General features: G+C 67.4%; 16 protein-coding genes. 3 read left to right on the forward strand and 13 right to left on the reverse strand.

Going from position 1 to position 22,273, the window contains the following annotated elements; translation table 11 throughout:
• Positions 1 to 31: 31 nt before the first annotated feature.
• The 9 genes from DX912_RS01040 to DX912_RS01080 form a co-directional block, all read right to left on the reverse strand.
• Positions 32 to 3,217, reverse strand: a complete 3,186-nt coding sequence (locus tag DX912_RS01040; RefSeq protein WP_115840608.1) for a discoidin domain-containing protein — start codon at positions 3,215 to 3,217, stop codon at positions 32 to 34.
• Positions 3,218 to 3,219: 2 nt separating this feature from the next.
• On the reverse strand, positions 3,220 to 4,041 hold the full coding sequence (locus DX912_RS01045; protein ID WP_115840609.1) for a carbohydrate ABC transporter permease: 822 nt from the start codon (positions 4,039 to 4,041) through the stop codon (positions 3,220 to 3,222).
• Complete coding sequence (locus DX912_RS01050) at positions 4,038 to 4,928, reverse strand: carbohydrate ABC transporter permease (RefSeq protein WP_115841001.1); 891 nt, start codon at positions 4,926 to 4,928, stop codon at positions 4,038 to 4,040. Before DX912_RS01050 ends, DX912_RS01045 begins: the two co-directional genes overlap by 4 nt.
• Before the next feature lie 5 nt (positions 4,929 to 4,933).
• Complete coding sequence (locus DX912_RS18535) at positions 4,934 to 6,223, reverse strand: sugar ABC transporter substrate-binding protein (RefSeq protein ID WP_425477888.1); 1,290 nt, start codon at positions 6,221 to 6,223, stop codon at positions 4,934 to 4,936.
• 20 nt (positions 6,224 to 6,243) lie between these two features.
• Positions 6,244 to 7,881 (reverse strand): glucoamylase family protein, encoded by a 1,638-nt coding sequence (locus DX912_RS18540; protein ID WP_115840610.1) that lies wholly within the window; start codon positions 7,879 to 7,881, stop codon positions 6,244 to 6,246.
• A gap of 108 nt (positions 7,882 to 7,989) precedes the next feature.
• A complete protein-coding gene (locus DX912_RS01065) occupies positions 7,990 to 10,968 on the reverse strand; it encodes a TonB-dependent receptor (protein WP_115840611.1) in 2,979 nt (992 codons plus the stop codon).
• Between the two features lie 91 nt (positions 10,969 to 11,059).
• Positions 11,060 to 12,091, reverse strand: coding sequence for a LacI family DNA-binding transcriptional regulator (locus DX912_RS01070; RefSeq protein ID WP_115840612.1), 1,032 nt, complete (start codon positions 12,089 to 12,091; stop codon positions 11,060 to 11,062).
• Positions 12,092 to 12,260: 169 nt separating this feature from the next.
• Positions 12,261 to 12,539, reverse strand: coding sequence for a BolA family protein (locus DX912_RS01075; RefSeq protein WP_233433450.1), 279 nt, complete (start codon positions 12,537 to 12,539; stop codon positions 12,261 to 12,263).
• 2 nt (positions 12,540 to 12,541) lie between these two features.
• The gene (locus tag DX912_RS01080; protein WP_115840613.1) at positions 12,542 to 12,841 is read right to left on the reverse strand and encodes a YciI family protein; all 300 of its coding nucleotides are present in this window, start codon (positions 12,839 to 12,841) and stop codon (positions 12,542 to 12,544) included.
• 410 nt (positions 12,842 to 13,251) lie between these two features.
• On the opposite strand from DX912_RS01080, the gene DX912_RS01085 reads away from it, so the two are divergent.
• The 3 genes from DX912_RS01085 to DX912_RS01095 all read left to right on the forward strand — a co-directional run bounded on the left by DX912_RS01085 (position 13,252) and on the right by DX912_RS01095 (position 16,964).
• Entirely contained in the window at positions 13,252 to 14,166 is a 915-nt protein-coding gene (locus DX912_RS01085) for a segregation and condensation protein A (RefSeq protein ID WP_115840614.1), read from the forward strand.
• 106 nt (positions 14,167 to 14,272) lie between these two features.
• Positions 14,273 to 15,292: an SMC-Scp complex subunit ScpB gene (scpB, locus tag DX912_RS01090; RefSeq protein ID WP_115840615.1), complete on the forward strand. Its 1,020-nt coding sequence runs from the start codon at positions 14,273 to 14,275 to the stop codon at positions 15,290 to 15,292.
• Positions 15,285 to 16,964 (forward strand): pseudouridine synthase, encoded by a 1,680-nt coding sequence (locus tag DX912_RS01095; RefSeq protein ID WP_115840616.1) that lies wholly within the window; start codon positions 15,285 to 15,287, stop codon positions 16,962 to 16,964. Before scpB ends, DX912_RS01095 begins: the two co-directional genes overlap by 8 nt.
• Positions 16,965 to 17,075: 111 nt before the next feature.
• Here DX912_RS01095 and DX912_RS01100 read toward each other — a convergent pair whose 3' ends face one another.
• From DX912_RS01100 to DX912_RS01115, 4 genes are all read right to left on the reverse strand, one after another.
• Positions 17,076 to 19,304 carry an AsmA family protein gene (locus tag DX912_RS01100; protein ID WP_115840617.1) on the reverse strand — a complete coding sequence of 743 codons (2,229 nt, stop codon included), beginning with the start codon at positions 19,302 to 19,304 and terminating at the stop codon, positions 17,076 to 17,078.
• Between the two features lie 112 nt (positions 19,305 to 19,416).
• Positions 19,417 to 19,893, reverse strand: coding sequence for an aminoacyl-tRNA deacylase (locus tag DX912_RS01105; protein ID WP_115840618.1), 477 nt, complete (start codon positions 19,891 to 19,893; stop codon positions 19,417 to 19,419).
• A 280-nt stretch (positions 19,894 to 20,173) separates the two neighbouring features.
• Entirely contained in the window at positions 20,174 to 20,971 is a 798-nt protein-coding gene (locus DX912_RS01110; RefSeq protein WP_115840619.1) for an amidohydrolase, read from the reverse strand.
• A gap of 30 nt (positions 20,972 to 21,001) precedes the next feature.
• A complete protein-coding gene (locus DX912_RS01115; protein WP_115840620.1) occupies positions 21,002 to 22,150 on the reverse strand; it encodes a pyridoxal phosphate-dependent aminotransferase in 1,149 nt (382 codons plus the stop codon).
• Positions 22,151 to 22,273 lie beyond the last annotated feature (123 nt).

The following is a 22,273-nucleotide window of genomic DNA, read 5'->3' on the forward strand; positions in this document are numbered from 1 at the left end:
CGTCAACGCGACGCCGCCCGGGCCATGCCGTTCAGCGCAGCGCCACCCGCACGCGTGCGCCGGCGCGCCCGATGCGCAGTTCGCCGTCGCGCCACTGCACCGGCTTGCCGTCGATGGTGGTCGCGCCGGGCGCGGTGTCGTGCGGCCAGGTGAACACGATGCCGCCCGGCGGCAGCCGGGTGTCCGGCGCGATGTCGAGCATCAACGCCCCGTCGGACTCACGCAGCCGGTAGCCCACCGGACCGTACTGCATGCGCAGGTTCGCCACGCTGACGCCCTCGCCCGCCAGCCAGTCCGCGGGAATCCCGGCGGCGACGACGAGCGTGTCATCCAGGTCGCGCGAATACGCGAACAGGTCCAGCGCCGAACGCACGTAGTCCGACCCGACCCACGCATGCGGCAGGTCGCCGACGAAGAACGGCTTGCGCGGCGTGCGCGAGACGACTTCGGCCCACTGGTTCCACGCACGCGGCTGCTGGTCGGCGAAGAAGAAATCCAGCGCCTCATGCGCGCGATCGCGCCAGCCAAGCCGCACGAACGTGCCGATCGTGCGCAGCTCGTACGGCGTGTAATCCTTCCATTCGCGCGTGCCGTCGCGACGCGCCACGAACTCGCGCCAGTAGCGTTCGAACGTGTTGGTGAGCAGGTCCTGCGGAAGACGACCCTGCTCGCCGCCCGGCGCGAGCGCGATCGTGGTCGAGGTCGCATCGAAATCGCCCAGTTCCGCCGCGCCCGGCAGGAAGTCGATGCCGTGCTGCTGCGTCGCGCTGCGCAGCGACGCGTACAGGTCATCGCGGAATTGATCGCGTGAGGCGGCGAAGCGTTTCGCGTCGGCGTCCTTGCCGAGCCACTGCGCGATCTCGACCGCATCCTTGTAGCCGCGCAGCGCCCAGAAGTTGTCCCAGTACGAATGCATCGGCTTGGCCGAATAGCCTTCGTGGCTGATCGACGCCGGCATCATTCCGTAGAACGCGGGATTGCGCGCGCGGTTGGCCTCGGTGCGCTCGGACAGTCGGAGCTTCTCCATGTAGTCGAACGCGCCGACCACGTGCGGCCACATCGCCTGCAGCATCGCGCGATCGCGGTTGAAGCGGTACACCTCGGCGATGGTGAAGATCAGCTCGCCATGGCTGTCGTTCTCCGGCACCGGATCGCTGCCGCGGTCGTCCACGCAGCACGGCACCTTGCCGTTGTCGAACTGGTACGGCGCATACCAGCGCAGGAATTCGGCCGCGACGTCCTCGCGCCCCATGCGCAGCAGGCCCTCGCCGATCATCGCGCCGTCGCGGATCCACGCGCGCGAATACGAGCGCGTGCCCGGCTGCAAACGCGGACCGATGCGGCTGATCAGCATGTGCGCGAGCGCGGTGCGCAGCGTATCGACGACGTGCTGGCCTTGCTGGGGAACCTGTATCCGCACGCGGTCGAGCTTGCTGCGCCAGAGGGCGGCGGTGGCGTCCTGCGCCTTCGCGGCGTCGATGGCTTTCGCAGGCGTCACATCGCGACCGGTGAGACGCACGCTCCAGTCGAATTCCCGCGACTGCCCGGGCGCGAGTTCGACCGCATACAGCAGCGCGCCCGATGCCAGCCCGGTCGCGTCCGCGACCTGATTCTCCACGGCACCGAACGCCTTGCGTTCGCAGCCCTTCGAACAGAACGACGCCCAGTCCGCACGCGCGAGCCGCTGCACCACTTCCCCTTCGTCGAAGCGGCTGACGAACGCGGAATCGGCGGCCTTGCCCGTTTGCACCGGGAAACGGCCGGCAACGGTGATGGTGTCGGCGCTCGCGCTGATCGAACGGATCTCGCTGACGCCACCTACCGTGCTGAGGAACTGCGTCGGCGGATTCACCTGCATCGGCCGCGCCGCCAGCGCGAAGACATATCGGCGCGGGCGATCGCTCGTGTTGCGAAGCACGTAGCGCGCGGTGAGATGCGAATCGTCGCGCGTGCCGTGCGCGAAGGCGGTGGTTTCGAGCGCGAAGTCCGCGTGCTGCCAATGCACCGACGGGATCGGCAGGTAGCCATCCTGCAGCGACTGCGTGGTCTTCACGTCGGCCCATGTCACAAGCTTGCCGCCGCTCACCACGAACGGTTCGATGCTGAAGCCGCCCTTGCCGGTTTCGATGGCGCCGTCTTCGCCGATCAGTCCCTGCTCGATGCCGCCGTCGAGACCGAGGATCGTCCAGTACGGCTGTTCGCCGAAGAAGCCCCGCGGCCAACGGCCACGCGGCGCGTCCTTCGCAACGGAGCGGACGAAATCGTTGGGCGTCGCCGCGAACGCCAGCGGCATCACCTGCAAGCGCGAAAGCGCGATGCGGCCTGCCGGCGCTTTCAGCAGCGTCAGGCGGACGAAGCGCGCTTCGGATTCGGGCAGCGCGATGTGATCGCGCCCGCCGTCGGCTCCGCGCACCTCGCGCACAGTGCGCCAGGTAGCGCCGTCGTCCGAAAACTCGATTCGGTAATCGCTCGCGTGTTCGCCCGGCAGCCAGTCGAGGACGAGCCCGCCGAACTCGCGCGGCTTGCGCAGGTCGAGCGCGAACTGCGGCGCCTGCTTCGCGCCTACGTCGGCTCGCCATGCGGTGTCGGGCGCATCGTCGATCGCGGCACGTGCCGTTCCGTTGCGGGTTTCCACTGTCGCGCTTGCGGTGCCGGTCAGCGGCGAGTTGTCCTGCGGCGCGAGTTTGCGGAACGCCAGCTGGTCGAAGCACACCGAACCCTTGCCGCCGACGCTGTTGTAGATCGTGAATTCGATCCTGCGGCTATGGCGCAGCGTGGGATCCGGCGCCGGGCCCCACGCGCGACTGATGTGGCGCTGCTTGTAGACGACGGGCGTCCACGTCTTCGGGAAATCGTAACGCGGCTTGTTGACCCACCACACGTTGTCGCCGCTGTCGTCGACGACCTTGAACTGCAGGTCGTTCGGCGGCGAATCGCCGCGCAACTGGAACGAGAACGCGTAGTTGTCTGGATAATCGATCGGAATTTCACGCGTCAATCCGGCATAACCGGACACGCCGTTGAAGTCGTAGTCCAGGCACACGGCCTGGCCGTCGGCGCCCGGCACGGTGCGCAGCTTCCCGCTCACCTGGTCGGAGGTGACGACCTGCCACGGCGTGGTCGATTCGAAATCGTCCAACATGCGGATCTCGCCAACCCCCTGCGCGAACGCCATCACCGGAACGAGCACGAACGCCCACGCGAAACGCCTTGCCATCCTCACCCCTTCACGCTGCCGACCAGCAGGCCCTGCAGGTAGTAACGCTGCAGCGCCAGGAACAGGATCAGCACCGGCAACACCGTCACCACCGATCCGGCCATCATCATCTCGTTGTCCTGCACGTGCTCGCGCGACAGCGACGCCAGCGCGACCGGCAGGGTGAAATGCCCCGCGTCGCTCAGCACGATCAACGGCCACATGAAGTCGTTCCACGCGCCGAGGAAGACGAAGATCGCCAGCGTGACGAGGATCGGCTTGAGTACCGGCAGCACGATCTGGAAGAAGATGCGCGTCTCGCTCGCGCCGTCGATGCGGGCCGCTTCAAGCAGTTCGTCGGGAATCGAGCGCGCGTACTGTCGCACCAGGAAGATGCCGAACACGCTCGCCATCAGCGGCACGATCGCGCCGGCATAGGTGTTCACCAGCCCCATCTGCTTGAGCATCAGGAACAGCGGCATCATCGTGACCTGCGCGGGTATGATCAGCGCGGCCAGCAGCAGGCGGAACACGCGCTCGCGCCCGGCGAACTTCAGCTTGGCGAACGCATAGCCGGCCATCGTGTTGAGCAGCAGCGCGATCAGCGTGGCCGCGGTCGCGATCATCGCGCTGTTGAGCAGGTAACGTCCCATGCCCGCACGCGCGAACAGCTCGTGGTAGTTGTGCAGCGTCGGCGCGGCGGGCAGCAGCGGCGGCGGGAAATGCGCCGCTTCGCCCGGCTGCATGAACGACACCGACAGCATCCACAGCAGCGGCGCGAGGCTGATCACCGCGAGCGCGATCATCAGCCCGTTGACGATCGCCTTCGCCAGACGTGGGCTCATGCTTCTGCTCCCTTGCGCCGAGCGAACCAGAGCAGGCCGCTGGTCGCCACCGACATAAGCGCGAACAGCAGGAACGCCACCGCCGACGCGTTGCCGAGGTTCCACCACTTGAAGCCCTGTTCGTACATCAGGTACAGCACGCTGACCGTGCTCTCCAGCGGGCCGCCCTGCGTGATGACGTAGGGCTCGGCGAACAGCTGGAAGTAGCCCGACAACGTCAGGATGCTCACCATCAGCAGCACCGGGCCCAGCTGCGGCAGCGTCACGTTCCAGAACTGCTGGGCGGGCGTGGCGCCGTCGATGCGCGCCGCTTCATAAAGGTCTTCCGGGATCGACTGCAGGCCCGCGAGGAAGATGATCATGTTGTAGCCGAAGTTCTTCCACACGGCGAACAGGATGATCGTCGGCATCGCCCACGTCGGATCGCCGAGCCAGTCGATGGGATCCAGACCGATCGACGTCAGGCCCCAGTTCACCAGGCCATAGCGCGTGTGGAACAGATAACGCCAGATCACCGCCACGGCGACCACCGTCGTCACCACCGGCGCGAAGTAAGCCGTGCGGAAGAACGGCTTGAAGCGCGCGCTCTTCGCATGCAGCAGGAGCGCCGCGCCAAGCGACACCGCGATCGACAGCGGCACGCCGACCACGACGAAGTACATCGTGTTGCCCAGCGCCTTCCAGAACAGCGGATCCTGCAGCAGCGTCGCGTAGTTGTGCAGCCCGACGAAGCGCAGGTTCGACAGGTCCGCGAGCGAGTAGATGTCGAAATCGGTCAGGCTCAGCGCGAACGCGGCGAGCACGGGCAGGCCGAAGAACACGCCGATCACCGCCAGCGCTGGCGCGGCGAACACCCAACCTGCGGTGGACGCGCTGACGCGTGGCATGGCGTTCATCGCGCACCTCCAGCGGCGTGCTGGTCGAGCATCCAGCGGCGTTTTTCGAGGATCGCATCGGCACGGCGATCGAGCTCGGCTGCCGCTTCGTCCACGGTATACCGGCCGGCGACCATCTGCTCGCCGACGATCCGCAGCTCCTGCGCGATGCGCTCCCATTCGGGCACCTTCGGCGCGGGCCTGGCGCGTTCGAGCTGTTCGCGGAACGGCAGCGTAAACGGGTCCGTCGCCAGCGCTTCGCTACCGGCCCACGCGCTACGGCGCGGTGGCAGGTTGCCGGTCAGCGCGTGGAAACGCACCTGCACCTGCGGGTCGGAGAGGTACGCGACGAGCTTCCACGCCGCGTCCTTGTGCTTGGACTGCTCGAACACGACGAAACTCGCGCCGCCCGCGACCGACGCGCCGGGGCCGTCCGGACCGGGAAGCGGCATCGTGCCCCACTTGCCTTCCAGTTCCTGCGGCAGACGCTTGCGGAACTCGGCGATGTTCCAGGGGCCGTTAACGTAGAAGGTGAAGAAGCCGCGGCCGAACTCGTTCCAGACGTTGGCGATCTGCGTGTTCGCGAAGGCCGGCGCCCATTTCTTCTGGAATATGTCGTTGTAGAACGTCAGCGCACGCTTGAAGCCGGCGCTGCGGAAGTTGCCGTAGCGTCCGTCGTCGCGCAGCAGCGGATCGGGTTGCTGGATCGCGAGGTTGAGCAGCGGCTCGTATTCGTTGAGCGGCAGGTGGATCGCGTAGCGATCTGGCCCGACGTGCCGCTTCACGGCGGCCATCGCGTCGTTCCACTCGGCCCACGTGCGCGGCACCTGCTTCACGCCGGAAGCTTCGAGGATGTCCTTGCGATAGAACGGCAGGCGGGTCTCGACGTACCACGGCACCGCATAGACATGGCCGCCGATGACGCCCGTATCCCACGAACCACTGAAGTAGTCGTTCGCCGGCATCGTCGGCGTGCGCGCGAGGAACGGCTCGAGCGGCGCGACGGCACGCAATTCCACGAACTCGGCCAGCCACGTGTTGCCGAGGCCGCACACGTCCGGCAGGCCGTCGCCGGCGAACGCGGTCAGCAGCTTCTCGTGCGCGGCGGTGACCGGCAGTTGCTGCACTTCGACGCGGATGCCGGGGTTGGCGCGTTCGAAATCGGGAATGAGCTGGCGGACCATCTCGCCCTCGAAGCCCATCGCCCAGAAGCGCACGACGGTGCGGTCGTCGTGTTCGCTGTCGCATCCTGCGACTGCGGCGAGTGCGCACAGCACGATCGACGCGATGAACGCACGCGCCGTGATCCGCCGTGGCGTTCGCCCGCTCACTTCGTCTTCGGTTCCGGCGCCGGTGCCGGCTGCGGCGTCTGCGAGGCACGGTTCACGCGCGACTCGGCTTCGCCCAGCGCGCGCGCCGTCGCGGCGTCCTTTTCCGCCTGCGTCTGCGGCTTGGGCTGCGTCGGCGCGGCTTCGCCTTCCTTCACCGGTTCCAGCCAGCCGCCCTTGAAGCCCGCCTTCTGCAATCCATCGCGGATGTACTTGTTCCGCTTCATCACGTTCCAGACGAACTCGTTCCGGTAGTTGCTGATCATCGCCAGGATCGGCCCCTGGTCGATGCCGATGTAGTCGCTGGCGACCCAGCCTTCGCCCGGCACGAGGCGGCCGGTTTTCAGCGGAATGTCGAAGTCGAAGCTGCGGTTGAACGAATCCAGGAAGCCGTAGCTGGAATACAGGTATTCGCCGTAGCGCTCGTGCATCGCAACGGTCGAAGGAATGACGATTTCCGGCGCGAACGGCAGCGACGCGATCGCCGCGGTCGGCGCGATGGTGCCGTCGTCGAACGTGTCGCGCAGGCCGGCGCCGCGCGCGGAGTAGTGGCGGAACTGTCGCTGCTCGCCCCGGAATTCCTGCAACGTCTGCTGCGGACCGTCGCTGGCGGTCAGGCCCCACACTTCCGGGCCGTAGTCCTTCCACTTCATCGGATTGGCGATGGCGTAGGCGCGCTGCGCGTAGGCCGCGCGGCGGCTGTTCTCGAAATAATCGATGCCACGCTCGCGCATGTAGTCGTCCTGGATGCCGCGGAAATCGATCCAGACGTGGCTGTACTGGTGGCCGAACAGCGGGCCGAACGACAGGTATTCCTCGCCCTGGTAGACGCCCCAGGAGTCGTTGTACGTGCGCGTCCACACCGACCACGACTCCGGCGCCACCGGATGCGTCGGCGATCCCATCGCGAGGATGTAGAGCATCATCGCTTCGTTGTAGCCGGTCCAGTCGTGCTGGATGAAGCCGCTTTCGGGGAACCAGCCCATCGAGATCAGCGGCGCGTTGCGCTGCAGCCACGGCCAGTCCACGCGCTTGTAGAGCGTGTCGGCGAGGTCGCGGATTTCCTTCTCGCGCGGATCGTCGCGATCGTAATAACTCTGCGCGAACAGCACGCCCATCATCAGCAGCGCGGTGTCGACGCTCGAAAGCTCGACCCAGCTCTGGTAGCGGGCGCCAGTGTCCATGTCGAGGAAGTGGTAGTAGAAGCCGTTGTAGGCGCCCTTCCCTTCCGCCTGCGGGCCCGACGGAATGTCGCGGAAGAACTTCAGCGTGGTGAGCGTGCGGTCCACCGCCTGGCGGCGGCTGACCCAGCCGTTTTCGATGCCGATCGGATACGCGGTCAGCGCGAAGCCGACCGAGGCGATCGACGCGAACGGGCGCGAGGGATAACGGTCGGGCGTGAGCCCGTTCACTTCGTTGGTGGTGTCCCAGAAGAACTGGAACGTGCGCTTTTCGACGTCGCGGAACAGCGGCGGCAGTTCGAGCTTGGTCGGCTTCAACGGCTCCACCTCGACAGGCGGCGCGGACGCGATCGGGAACGCCTTGGACGCCGGCCCTTCCTGCTTGCATCCGGAAATGAACACGAGCACCGCCACCAGCGATGCAGTCCCCACGCTGCGTCGTATCGAATCGAACATCACCACGCCATCTTGTCGAATGGAAGTCGCCGTGCCTTGCCCATGCGGGCGAAGGCCGTACCACGAAACCGCCGACCGCCCCGACGAGAAGGCGGCCGGCGGCCCGGGTCAGAAGTTGAAGCCTAGCGAGAGCTTGAAGGTACGGGTTGGCAGCGCCTGTGCAAGCGGGATGCCGAATTCGGGGTTGGGCGAATTGAAGCCACCGGGGTAATCCTGGTAGCTGTTGTAGTTCGCCCAGTCGAACACGTTCAGGATGTCGGCGCGGGCCCACATCCTGAAGCCCGCGCCGGTGTCGAATTCCTTCATCGCCGCAATGTCGAACTGCTTGCTGCCATACGTGCCATCCGGCTTGTACTGGTCGATGAAGCAGTTGTCGGGCTGGTCGACGTTCACGCAGTTCACGAAGTAGCGCGGCGGCTGCGAGGTCAACGTCAGCTTGGCCGACAGCGTCGTGTTCCACGGACCGTCGTAGATGCCGGTGGCGACCAGGCGATGCTCCGGCACCTCGGCGTCATGCCAACCCAGCGCGGCCACGGTCGGGTAATCGAGCGAGAACACCTCCGGCGATTCGCGCTGCTCGCGCGCGTCGAGGTAGGTGTAGGCGACCGTGACGCTCCAGCCGGATTCGGCCGTGTACGGCTTTTCGGCCTTCAGGTACAGCGCGTTGGTCTTGGTCTCCAGCCCGTTGGTGCCCAGGATCAGGTTGCCGAAGGGCGCGAAGCCCTGGCCCCACGGCGGACCCCAGCTGAAGCCCGGGCGGAAGAACGAGCCGTCCGCCTGGCGGTTGCCAAGCAGGAACACGAAGCCGTCCTTGCTCTCCACGCGCGAGATCGTCACGTCGGTCAGCCAGTCGCCGACCTGGTTGCGCATGCCGAGGCTGAACTGGTCGGAGTACGGCGTCTTGAGGTTGTTGTCGAGCATGAAGACTTCGCGCCCAAGGCCCGTCTGAGACGCGAGCGTCGACAGCACCGCCGGATCGAAGTAGGCGTCGCTCCAGTCGAGGCACGGGGTGCCCGGTGCCGGCAGCGGACGCGGACACGAGCCGTCGGCGAGACGGAAATCGATGTCGGTCGTCGGAAACGTCGACTTGGTGATCTCCAGCTGCAGCCAGTCGAACAGGTTGCGGTCGTACGCGCGGCCGGCGCCGCCGTAGATCACGTGTTCCTGGTTGGCGAACAGGTCGTACGAGAAGCCCAGGCGCGGCTGCCAGCCGTCCTTGAAGGACTTCCGGTTGCTGCCGTTGCTGATGTAACGCTCGACGTTGATGCCCGAGTTCGGGTTGTTGATCGCGGTGGAGTTGCGCAGCGCGGCGGCGACGTCGGCCGGCGTGACGTAATCCAGGTACGTCGGGCTCTTCTCGTAGTCGTAGCGCAGGCCGAGGTTGAGGATCAGCTTGTCGTTGACCTCCCAGTCGTCCTGGAAATAGATGCCGTACTGCTTGTTCGACGACGACGCCGAGCCGTCGCCCACGCCCGGAAGCGCGGTGCCGAACTTGACGTGGATCGGCTGCGTCAGGCTGGTACCGACGTCATAGGTGAACTGCGGGTAGTACGGCTGGCGCTCGGTGGCGTCGACATCGACGTCCTTGAACTTCACGCCCATTTTCAGCGTGTGGCCCTGGAAGCCGGTGAAGGTCAGGTCGTTCTGGATGCCGTAACCCTTCTGCCCCTTGTCCTGGAAGTCCGAACCGCCGCCGCTGCGCACGATGACGTTGTTGAAATCGGCGTTGCCGTTGTCGCTGCGGTTGCTGAGGATGTACGCGATGCCGCTGGTATACGGGCTCGGGTTGAACGTCGAGTCCTCGTACGTCAGGTGGAAATCGTTGAGCCACGGACCGTTGGTGTACTGGTAGCGCAGGTCCGCGCGCGTTTCCTCGTTGAGCTTGTTGGTCGCGTAGCTCGGCAGGTTCTGGCCGCCGGTGTTGGTGAGCTCTTCCTCGTCGCGGTACTTGCCGGTCAGCTCGAAGTAGTGGTTCTCGCCGATCAGCCAGTCGACCTTGCCGAAGTACAGGTCTTCCTTGAACGGCGCGTTGAACAGGCCCGTGCCGGCTTCCGCCTGCAGGAAGTCCGGCAACTGGTCGATGGAGTAGCCGCGGCCCGGCGTGAGCGTGCGGGGCGACTCGTATTCCTTGGCTTCGTACGACAGGAAGAAATGCGCGCGATCGCGCAGGATCGGGCCGCCGAAGGTCGCGCCGTACTGCTCTTCCTTGGTCTGCACCTTGTCGTCGGCGCGCTCTTCGAACACCGTGGGCGTGCGCCAGTCGGTGGAGGTGTAATCCCAGAAGAAGCTGCCTTCGAAATTGTTCGTGCCCGAGCGCGTGGTGGCGACGATCGCCGCACTGCTCAGCTGGTCGTACTCGGCCTTGTAGTTCTGCGTGATGACCTTGTACTCGCCGATGGCCGACTGCGGGAACGGATTGCCGCGGCTGGAATCCTGGCCGCTGATGCCGCCGCGCAGCACGTAGTCCTTCTGGCCGACGCCGTCGATGTAGACGTTGATGCCGTTGGCGTTCTGCGCGCCGGACTTGATGCGCGTGGAGCCTTCGTTTCCGGTTTCGAACGCCACGCCCGGCGCGAGGTCGGCGAAGGCGAGGAAGTTGCGCGTGCCCTGCGGCAGCGACTCGATCTGCTTGTTGGTGACGTAGGTGGCGATTTCCGACGTCTTGGTTTCCGCGACCACTTCGCTGGTCACGGTGACGGCGTCGACGGTGGTCGCATCGCCGGCCGGCGCGGTTTCGGGAAGTCCGCCCGCGGACAGGTTGATCGTCGCCGTCTGGCCAACCTGCAGCGTTACGGTCTTCGTCGTCGTCTGCCCGTTGGCGACGGCGTCGATGCGGTACGTGCCCGGCGGCAGGCCGCCCAGGTTGTAGGTGCCGTTTGCCGCCTGCACTTTCCGGGTCAGGCCGGTGGCGGTGTTGGTCGCGGTGATCTGGGCTTCGGTCGCAGGCGCCGAATCGACCGTGATCTGGCCGCGGATGGTCGCCGAGGTGCTTTGCGCCATCACCGCGGGGGCGGCGACGACCAGGCAGCTGGCAAGGGCGCAGGCGAGCAGCCGGCGCGTCGGATGTCGGGGGAACCTCGAATTCATATGCTTCCTCTCTCCAAAAGCATGTCGAACCACGTGGAATCGTTTACAGCGAACAGACACAAGGAACCGTGACGTCCCGGGGCACAGGCCGTCACGGAGAACGCGGAAGTAGGCGGGAACCGCTCGATTCGCGCACGATGAGCCCGGTTTCCAGCAGGTCGCTGGTGGACGCGGGCGCTTCGTCGGCCGCTTCTCCGGCGATCTGCGCGATGAGCAATCGCGCCGCGCGCGCGCCGAGTTCGGCGATGTTGACGCGAATGGTCGTGAGGGCCGGGTGCACGTAGCGTGCAAGCGGGATGTCGTCGAAGCCGGCCACGGCGATGTCGTCGGGCACGCGCAGGCCGTCGTGCGCGAACGCGAACAGGCAGCCGAGCGCCATCATGTCGTTGGCGGCGAACACGGCATCGGGGCGCCTCGACGAGTCGATCAGCTCACGTCCGGCACGATGGCCGGACGCTTCGTCGAAGTCGCCCTGCAACACCCACTCGGGCGTGCCGGGCAGCAGGCGCGCGAGCGCATCGCGATAACCGCGAAGACGCTCGTGCGCATCGAAGTTGTCGGCGGGACCTGCGATGAAGGCGATGCTGCGATGGCCGGACGCGACGAGGTGCTCGACCATCGCCACCGCGCCACCAAAGTTGTCCACGCGCAGTACGGCCGCGCCGTCGAGCCCCGACTGGCTGTTGATCAGCACCGTCGGCAGCGACGGATCGAGGTGTTCGCCCAGCAACGTCGGCGTTTCGGCGAACGGCGACAGGACCAGCAGCCCATCGACGCGGCCGCGCATCGCGCGCAGTGCGGCGCCCTGCTCGTCCGGATTGCCGTGGTAGCTCGATACCAGCAGGTGCAGCCGCTTGGCGCGGGCGACCTGGTCGATGCCGCGCATCAGCTCGGAAAAGAACTCGCCGTGCAGGTCGGGCAACACGACGCCGAGCGTCTGCGTGCGGCGGCTGCTGAGGCTGCGTGCGGCGGCGTGCGGGGTGTAGCGCAGTTCCTGCGCTGCCGCGAAGACGCGATTGCGGACGTCTTCGGCGACGTTCCCATGGCCGTTCAGTGCTCGCGAGACGGTGGCCACGGAGACCTGCGCGATGCGGGCGACGTCTTTGATGGTTACGCTCGGCACGCTGTCAGGGCCTGTGCGGAGAATGCGCGCGGACTGTAAACGTTTCCAATTTCGAGTGTAAAGCTGGTGTTACGCGGGCACGGCAAACGTCGCCTTCGTCGGCGTTCTTGCAGGCAACTCGACCGGTGGATGTTGCACCGCGGCACTATCGCCGGATTCGGATGCGGACTCAGCCCGCCTCGGCCGGTGTCCGCGCCCGGATGGAAAGCGCATGGATGTCGGTCGTCATCAAGTCGCCCAGCGCGGCATATACCGCCCGATGACGGGCGATCGGCCCAAGGCCGGCGAAGGCCTCGCTCACCACGTCGACGCGAAAATGCCCTCGCCCGTCGGCCGCTCCGGCATGGCCAGCGTGGCGGTGGCTTTCGTCCTCGATTTCGAGCGACACCGGCGCGAGTGCGGCCTCGAGCGCGGCGCGGATGGCGCCGACACGTTGCTCGCGAGGCAGGCTCACGGCAGCACCTTGCGGAATGGCCGGACCTCCACGCGCTGGTAGACGCCGGCGGCGACGTAGGGATCGGCGTCGGCCCAGGCGCGGGCGGCATCGAGCGATTCGAACTCGGCGATGACGACGCTGCCGCTGAAACCGGCCGGGCCCGGATCCTCGGCATCGATTGCCGGGCAGGGGCCGGCGAGCAGCAGCCGCCCGGCATCGCGCAGCGCGGTCAGGCGCGCCAGGTGGTCGGGGCGGGCCGCCAGCCGCTGGGCCAGCACGTCGTTGCCGTCATAACCTTCGATCACGTACCACATGCCTTCGCGCGTCCTTCCGAACCATTGGGAACCGACCTGAATTGTAGTCGCCCCGCGGCTGGACACGGCCCGGACGAGGCCGTACCCTTGCCTTCACAAGGCCGGCTGCAGCGGCCCGACGCGACCGGATCCCCACACCGTCGCCTCGCACGCACCCGGTGCGTCGCTGCCCCCGACGGCCTCGAGCCCGAACTCCATCGCCCGCCACGCCCCCGCGTGACGCACCGGCGTTGGTCGTCCGGTAAGGGCCCGAGGTTCGACATATAGGAAAGGTTTCCTGACGGGAGTTCCGACCGGACCAGCATCTGTCCGGCAGGGTTCGACCCAGCAAGTCCGTTGCATCCACGGTGGTCCGTCGACCGCCAGCCTGAGCGATAGCAGTGCCCACGGCCCGGAGGGGCCGGCTCCGAATGACCGAAGAACGCGCAGCCGACGCGAGCGATCCGCAACCCGTGGCCGCCCCGGCCTCCACCGCGCCACAGCAGCAGGAAATGCCGCTGGCGGTGGTGCATGGCCAGCCCGTGCTGCAGATCCCGCAGGACCTCTACATCCCGCCGGACGCGCTGGAGGTCATCCTCGAGGCGTTCGAAGGCCCGCTCGACCTGCTGCTGTACCTGATCCGCCGGCAGAACCTGGACATCCTCGACATCCCGGTGGCGGACATCACCCGCCAGTACGTCGACTACATCCAGGCCATGCACGAGATGCGCTTCGAGCTGGCCGCCGACTACCTGGTCATGGCCGCGATGCTGGCCGAGATCAAGTCGCGCATGCTGCTGCCGCGCGCGGTGAACGAGGTCGGCGAGGAAGAGGATCCGCGCGCCGAGCTGGTCCGCCGCCTGCAGGAATACGAGCGTTTCAAGAAGGCCGCCGAGGACATCGACAGCCTGCCCCGCCTGGATCGCGATACCGCGCCGGTGCAGGCCTTCGTCCCGGACCGCGCGTCGGTGCGCCTGCCGCCGCCGGTGGAGCTGAAGGAAATGCTGCTGGCGCTGCACGACGTGCTCAAGCGCGCCGAGCTGTTCACCCAGCACGCGATCAAGCGCGATGCCCTCAGTGTCCGCCAGCGCATGGGCGAGCTGCTGGAACGGTTGAAGGACGGCACGTTCCAGCGCTTCGAAACGCTGTTCACTGCCGAGGAAGGCAAGCTCGGCATCGTGGTCACGTTCCTGGGCATGCTCACGCTGGCCAAGGAACAGCTGGTGGAGATCGTGCAGGAAGCACCGTTCGCACCGATCTACGTCAAGTCGCTCGCGCTGCTCAAGGACGGGGAAGAGATCGAACTGAGCAGCGAGTTCGACGAGCCGGCGGCCAACGATGGCTGAGTTCCGGACCGCACGCTCCCGCTACACCGCAACAACCGCAACGTCCTTGGATTCCCGCTGACGCGGGAATGACGAGCAAACGCAGACGCAGGGCAAAGATCCCTTCATGGACCAACCACTGATCACCCGCATCGTCGAGGCCGCGTTGCTGGCCGCGAATCAGCCGCTGACGCTGGCGCAGCTGCACGCGCTGTTCCCCGAAGACCAGCCGGCCCCGCCGGACAGCGTCGAACAGGCGCTGGAAGCCCTGCGCGCCGGCTGCGAGGACCGCGGCGTCGAACTGGTCGAGGTGTCCTCGGGCTTCCGCTTCCAGGTCAAGGCCGACGTGCACCCGTGGGTCGCGCGCCTGTGGACCGAGCGCCAGACCCGTTACACCCGCGCCACGCTGGAAACCCTGGCGCTGATCGCCTACCGCCAGCCGATCACGCGCGGCGAGATCGAGCAGGTCCGCGGCGTGGCGGTCAACAGCAACATCATCAAGGCGCTGGAAGAGCGCGAGTGGATCCGCGTCGTCGGCCACCGCGACGTACCTGGCAAGCCGGCGCTGTTCGGCACGACGAAGGTGTTCCTGGACTACTTCGGCCTCAAGCGCCTGGACGAACTGCCGCCGCTGTCGGAGCTGAAGGACATCGGCGAACTCGAACCGCAGCTGCAGTTCGAAGGCACGCCGGCGCCGATCGCGGCGGGCGTGGCCGACGAAGCCGCGGCGTCCAACGCCGAAGCGGCCGATGCGTCGGACGAGCCGGCGAACGAGGCGGCCGCGGACGACACCGCCACCGCCCCGTCGGATGCGGATGAAACCGGCGCCGAAGCAGGCGACGACATCGGCGATGAAGCCGCGGCCAGAGATACCGCCGACGCCGACGAGAACGAAACACCGGAAGCGGCCGCCGACGAGGCGACCGAAAACGAAACCGAAGCCGAAGCCGAAGCCATCGACGACGAGGTCGCCGACCTCGACATCGACGAAAACGAATACGCCCTGCAGGGCGACCCCGAAGCCGCGCCGGGTGAGCGCGCGGCGGACGAGAACGATCACGAGCAAGACAACGCCGTCGAGACGACGACCGTTCCCACCGATGACGAAGCCGAACTGGCCGAGTCGGAGCAACACAAAAATGACTGAAGAAAAGAGCCGCAAGCTCACCCTCAAACGCGCGCCCGATGCGGCCGCCACCGAGGCGCCGAAACTGGAAGAACGCCTGCACAAGGTGCTCGCGCAGGCCGGCCTCGGCTCGCGCCGCGCGCTGGAGCAGCGTATCGCCGACGGCCTGGTGAAGGTCAACGGCGAGACCGCGCAGGTCGGCGTGAGCGTCAAGAGCGGCGATCGCATCGAGCTCGACGGACGCCAGTTCGTCGCAAGCGCGCTGACCGATCCCTCCCGCGTGCTGATGTACAACAAGCCCGAAGGCGAAGTGACCACGCGCGAAGACCCCGAGGGCCGCCCGACGGTGTTCGAGGCGCTGCCCGCGCTGAAGGGCGCGCGTTGGATCGCTATCGGCCGCCTGGACATCAACACCACCGGCCTGCTGCTGCTGTCCACCGACGGCGAGCTGGCCAATGCACTGATGCATCCGTCGTTCGAAGTCGAACGCGAATACGTCTGTCGCGTGCGCGCGCCGGAAGGCGAGGACGTCGTGCCGGACAACATCGTCGACCGCCTCTCGCGCGGCGTCGCGCTGGAAGACGGCCCGGCGAAGTTCGACGAGATCGAACGCATCGGCGGCACCGATTCGCACGACTGGTTCCGCGTCGTGGTGAAGGAAGGCCGCAACCGCGAAGTGCGCCGCCTGTGGGAATCACAGGGCTGCCAGGTGAGCCGCCTCAAGCGCATCCGCTACGGCGACGTCGCGCTGCCGCGCGAGCTGCTGCGCGGCCAGTCGCGCGAATTGACGTCCGAGGCGGTGGAGTCGCTGCGTGGCAAGCTCGGCCTGGAAGACGGCGGCGCGCCGTCGGCGCTGACGCTGCAGCCGGTGATCGGCCAGCGCAAGGCCACCAAGGCCACGATCGACCTGACCGGCAAGGCCCGCTCGCACGGTTACGTGGGCGGCCACAACACCGCCGACGAAGGCCGTGAGCTGCGCCGCTTCGACCACGTGCGCGAGGATCGCGGCCGTGGTCGCGGCGGTCCGCGCAAGCACGGCGGCCTGACCGTCAGTGGCGAAGCCGCGGCGAAGGCCGGCAACAAGCCGTTCAAGCAGCGCAAGGAAAAGGGTCCCAAGCCGTTGCCGGAAGGCAATCCGGCCGCGTTCCGCACCTGGTACGTGCCGGACGGCGTGACCACCGGCCCGAGCGGCCATCGCAATCCCGACGGCGCGCGCGGTCCGCGCAAGCCGAACGCCGGCAAGGGCCCGCGTCCGGGCGGCGGTGGCGGTCGCGCCGGTGGCGGTTTCGGTGGCGAGCGTGGCGGCGGCTTTGGCGGTGAACGCAGCGGCGGTGGCGGTTTCGGCGGCGGCTTTGGCAGCGAACGCAGCGGGGGCGGTGGCCAGCGCAGCGGCCAGGGTCCGCGTGGCGGTCAAGGTCAGGGCCAGCGCGCCTCGCGTCCCTACGGTCATCCGGGCAACGCACCGAGCTTCCCGTCCGACCACGCCAACCCCGGCAGCTTCAACCCGTACGGCGACAAGCCGCGCGCGCCGCGTCCGGGCGGTCGTCCGGGCGGCCCGAAGCCGGCTGGCGGTCGTCCGGGCGGCAACCCCGGCGGCAACCGTCCGGGCGGCAATCGTCCGGCGGGCGGTCCGCGTCCGGGTGGTCCGCGCGGCGGTGGACGTCCGGGCGGCGGTCGCGGTCCGCGCGGCTGATTCGCGCAATCGAAGAGAGACGAGACGGGGCGCGCAAGCGCCCCGTCTCATTTCAAGCGATGGTGCGCCTCATCAGCGCAATCCCGGCATGCACGGGCATTTGCTTCGGGATCAAGGCGCCAAACGCGGCTGCGCGTCGTACCACTCGCGTGCCTTGATCAGGTGGAAATCGCGCTGTCCATCGTCGACGGCCACCGCGCAACTCAGGACGCCCCACTTCGCGTACAGGCTGCCGTCGCGCTGCTTGCCGTGCAGGCGCAAGCGCGCCATCACGTCATAGCGCTGGTTGCTCGCGTGCACGTCGTTGAGCAGCAGCGTCTTGCCGGCGAGGCGCACGTTGCCGCTGGCCTGCGCCTGGCCGGAGTCGATCAGCTTGCCCATCCACTTCGGGTAGTCCTTCTTCCGCGAGAACAGCGCAAGCAGGAAACCGACGTCCTTCATCGCGATCTGCGCGCGTCCGTCGATGCTCACCGGACGGTCCCAGTCCATGCGCGCACGCTGCAGGTCGATGCGCGTCCACCAGCCGCTGCGCGATTCGCCGCCGGGTTCGGTGAAACTGACGTTCTGCAGCGCCAGACGCGTGCCGTCGATGTTGAACGTGTGGCGCTTCAGGTCGGCGCGGCGCAGCTTGGTGTCGATGTCGACGTCGGTACGCAGCGCGATGCCCGCCAGGTGCATGCGGGCCGCACGCGCATTCACTCCGAGCGTGCCCTGCCCGATCGCGCCCGCGCCATCGAGCGTCAGGTCGCCCGACAGCGTGCCGGCGCCGCCGTCGAAACGCAGGTGTTCATTGGGCAGGTAGCGGTTGTACGCCCGCAGGTCCGGCACCTGCGCGTTGGCAAAGGTGAGGTGCGCGCGCATCGCCTGCCCGACCTGCTTCATCGCGCCGGGCTGGCGCAGCGCCTGCCGTTCCAAGCCGGACACGCTTTCCAGCAGCAGCCGCAGGTTCCGTCCCTGCACGAAGGGTTTCGCGGGCGCATCGTCGGCGGCGATGTCGAAACGCTCCATCAGCAAGTCCAGGCGCGGCAGCACTTCGTCGTTCGGACCTGCATCCAGTCGACCGTCGGCCTTCGCGCGACCGGCGATGCGGTTGCCCATCACGTGCGCGACCGCCTGCACGTCGGGCACGCCGACGCGACTGCCGCCCGCGACGCGGCCATCGACCACTCGCACGTCGGCGTCGACCACGCCGGCGCCGTCGAGCGACAGCCAGGGTGCATCGAAGAAATTGCCGAGCCAGCGCAGCGATGCGAAATGCCAGCGCCCGACCACGTGCCCGGAACTGCGCGGCAACAGGCTGCGTGGATCCTTCAGCGGCACCTGCGTGCCGCGGACGGTGAGGTTGGCATCGAGCGACAGACGCCCTTCGGCATGCGCCGGCGCGCGTGCGACCAGGCGCATGTCGCGATCCACGTCGAGCGCGACGTCCAGCGCATCGTCGAACGCCGCGCCGCGTCCGTCGTGACCGGTGACCGGCGTGTGCCAGCGCAGCCGGCTGCCCGGCGTCAGCGAACCACGCGCGAAGCCGAGGTCGATCTGCGCGCGACCATCGCCGGCGACGTTCGCCAGCGCGATGCGGCCCTGCGGATCGACCTCGACGCGCAGCGTCGGCGCCTTGCCATCGAGCTTCAGCTTCGCGTCGGTCAACAGCAGCTTCGCGATGCCGGGCGCTTGCTCGCGCGTGTGCCGCGCAATGGCGAAGTCGGCGTCGATGCGGCCGTCGCGCAACAGTGCTTCCTTGCCGAAGCGCAGCTGCACGCTCTCGAAATGCGCACGGGACGGCATCAGCTCCAGCGCGCCGCCGCGCAGTTGTTTGTAGAAGCCGACGTCGGCGCTGCCCAGGCCTTCGAGCACGAGGTCGCCCAGACGCCCGTTGCGGATCGAGTCGCTGTGGATCCGATCGAACTGCAGCACCCAGCCGCCGGGGCGCGCAGGCAGCGGCGGCCTGCGCGCGCCGCCGATGTCGACCGCACCTGTCACGTCAACCGCGATCACCTCGGGCACGCGCACCGTCTTTCGCAGCAGCGGAAGGATCCCGATGCGCCCATTCGCGCGCGCTGCATTCACTGCCCACGTCGCACGCCCGGCGTGGCCTTTCATGCGCACATCCCATACGTGCACGCGGCCGGGCCACACGGTGTAGCCCGGTCCCCATTCGATCCGGAATTTCTCCGGCTTCCGGTTCGCCGTCCATTCGCCGACCGGCGTGTTGATGAACACGTTGCCCGCGAGCAGGTAGAACGCGTACACGCCGAGTAGCGCGAAGGCGACGCGTCGGATCCACGCCCGCGCGGACACCGGGATGCGCTGCCACGAGCGCGAGACGGCGTTCAGTTCCATTGAGCCACGCCTCCGGATGCACGATTTGGACGCGGCAGGTTAACCGCGCAGTACGTCCGCCGGATCTCCGCCCGGCGGGAACTTTGCACCGTGCATTGCACGCGCGATGCGGTTAGTGGCGCGCCAGCTCGACCATGCGCGGATGCACGAGGCGTTCGAAGTCGTGCCAGCCCATGCGCATCAGCTCGCGATGCGTACCCGCGTTGAAGGCGATGTCGTCGTCATCGGCGAGGCTGGCCGCGGCGTACACCTCCATCGCGTAGAGGTTGCCGAACGGTGGCATCGCGCCGACTTCGCATTCGGGGAAGCGATCCTTGAAATCGGCTTCGGTCGCCAACGCGACCTCGCGTGCGCCGCTGGCCTTGCGCAGCTGCGCGAGGTCGAGCCATTCGTCCGACGGAAGCACGGCCATCGCGAGCTTTCCGTCGAGCCGCACCATGACGGTCTTCAGCATCTCGTGGCTGTCGATGTGGGCGCTGGCCGCGGTGTCGCGTGCGGTGAACGCATGCGGGTGCGTCATCGTGTCGTAATGGACGCGATTGGAACTGAGGAATTCCTGGAGGCGCGGGGACAGGGTTTCGGACGACATGGCACGGGCTCCTTCTACGGAGGCCGGGCGCGACGCGGCGCACGGGGCGGCGCGGGGCTCGGTCGTTGTCGATGGTTTCAGAACTGCCGCAGGCCGCGAAGGGCGGCTTCACGCGTGACGCGAGGCGCGGCCCGGCCAGTGTACGCCCGTTACGGGCGGACGGCGAAAAGCCGTGATTGCTGATTCGCAATTCGCAAGGGCAGAAACCCGACGGCTGGCGGGCTTCGCTTCCTCACGCGCTCGGACGCCACTTGCCGAATCGGGAATCCCGAATCACGGCTCACAACAACTCGAACGCATCCGCATCCAGCATCGCGGGGAAACGCTCGCGATGCGCCGCCAGTTCGGCCGCGGACAGCGTCACGGTGACCACGGTTTCGACGTCGGCGCATTCGGTCACCGGCTGGCCGACGTAGTCGATCACCGCGCTATCGCCGGCGTAATGCAGGCCGTTGCCGTCGGTGCCGACGCGGTTCACCGCGGCGACGTAGCACAGGTTCTCGATCGCCCGCGCGCGCAGCAGCGTCTTCCACGGGTACGCGCGCGCCGACGGCCAGTTCGCGACGAAGATCATCAGGTCGAAATCGAGCTGGCCGGCGCGCTCCACGTCGAAGCGGTTGCGCGAGAACACGGGGAAACGCAGGTCGTAGCAGACCAGCGGACAGATGCGCCAGCCGCGCCAGTCGAGCGTGAGGCGATCGCGACCAGCCGCGTAGCGTTCGTGTTCGCGCGCGTAACGGAACAGATGGCGCTTGTCGTACGTGCTCAACGCACCGTCGGGCGTGGCGAACAGCAAGCGGTTGTAGACGCCTTCACCGTCGCGCAACTGCACGCTGCCGGTCACCGCCGCGTCCAGGCGCGCGGCCTGTTCGCGGATCCATTCGACCGTGGCGCCCGCCATCGTTTCGGCGTTGCCGATGGCGTCGTTCGAGAATCCGCTGGTAAAGGTTTCCGGCAGGATCACCAGGTCCGTCGTGCCGCGTAGCGGCGCGATCAGTCCACCGTAGTAATCGCGATTGCCGGCCGGATCGTGCCAGCGGGTGTCGCCTTGGACGAGGGTGACGCGGAGGTCGTTCATTGCAATGCCCGTGTGTTTGTGGGGTTCACGTCAGAGCTTCTGCAATCGCTCGATCGCCTTGTCCAGCGTCGCTTCGTTCTTCGCGAAGCACAATCGCGCCAGGCGCTGGCCCCACGGCGGCGATTCGTAGAACGGCGACAACGGGATCGCGGCGACGCCCTTCTCCGTCGTCAGCCAGCGGCAGAAGGCGGCATCGTCCAGATCGCTCACGTCGGAATAATCCACGAGCTGGAAGTAGCCACCCGGCACCGGCAGCGGCTTCAGGCGCGTGGTGAGCAGCTGTTCGCGGAAGCGGTCGCGCTTGGACTGGTAGAACGCGCCGAGCTGTTCGTAGTGTTCGGGTTCGGCTTCGATCATCTCCGCGAACGCCCACTGCGCCGGGGCGAAGGTGCAGAAGGTGTTGTACTGGTGGACCTTGCGCAGCTCGGCCGACAGCAGCGGCGGCGCGATGCAGTAACCGACCTTCCAGCCCGTGCAGTGGTACGTCTTGCCGAAGCTGGACACGACGAACGCGCGCTCGCGCAGTTCCGGATAGCGCAGCACGGACTCGTGGTGGCGACCGTCGAACACGATGTGCTCGTACACCTCGTCCGAGAGCAGCCAGATGTTCGTATCGCGAAGCAGCGCCGTGAGCTGCGCGATGTCGTCCGCGGTGAACATCGCGCCCGACGGGTTGTGCGGCGAGTTGATCATCAGCAGGCGCGTCTTCGGCGTCACCGCGGCGCGGATCGCCTGCCAGTCCGGCGCGAAGGTCGCAGGATCCAGCGGCACGTGCACCGCGCGACCGCCGGCCAGGTCGATCGCCGGCTCGTAGGAGTCGTAGCAGGGATCGAGCACGATGACCTCCTCGCCCGGGCGCACCACGGCGGCGACGGCGTCGAAGATCGCCTCGCTCGCGCCCGAAACGACGGTGACTTCCGAGTCCGCGTCCGGACGGTGGCCGTAGCAGCGCTCGGTCTTGGCTGCGATCGCCTGCCGCAGCGCCGGCACACCGGTCATCGGCGCGTACTGGTTCTTGCCCTCGCGCATCGCGCGGTCGAGCGCTTCGATCAGGCGCTCGGGCACGTTGAAGTCCGGGAATCCCTGGCCGAGGTTGACCGCGTCGTGCTCCATCGCGAGCTGCGACATGACGGTGAAGATGGTCGTGCCGACCTTCGGCAGCTTGGTTTGCAGGGTCATCGCGGGGGAAGCTCGACGTGGGGTTGCGGACCGCCAAGTGTAAGGACGCGGGCACGGCGGCGTCATGACGAACGCTCATCTGCGCATCTCCCGGCCGTGGCCGGCGTCACCGCCCGTCGATTG

It is taken from the genome of Lysobacter soli (assembly GCF_003382285.1).
In the GTDB taxonomy this organism is placed as follows: Bacteria; Pseudomonadota; Gammaproteobacteria; order Xanthomonadales; family Xanthomonadaceae; genus Lysobacter_J; species Lysobacter_J soli.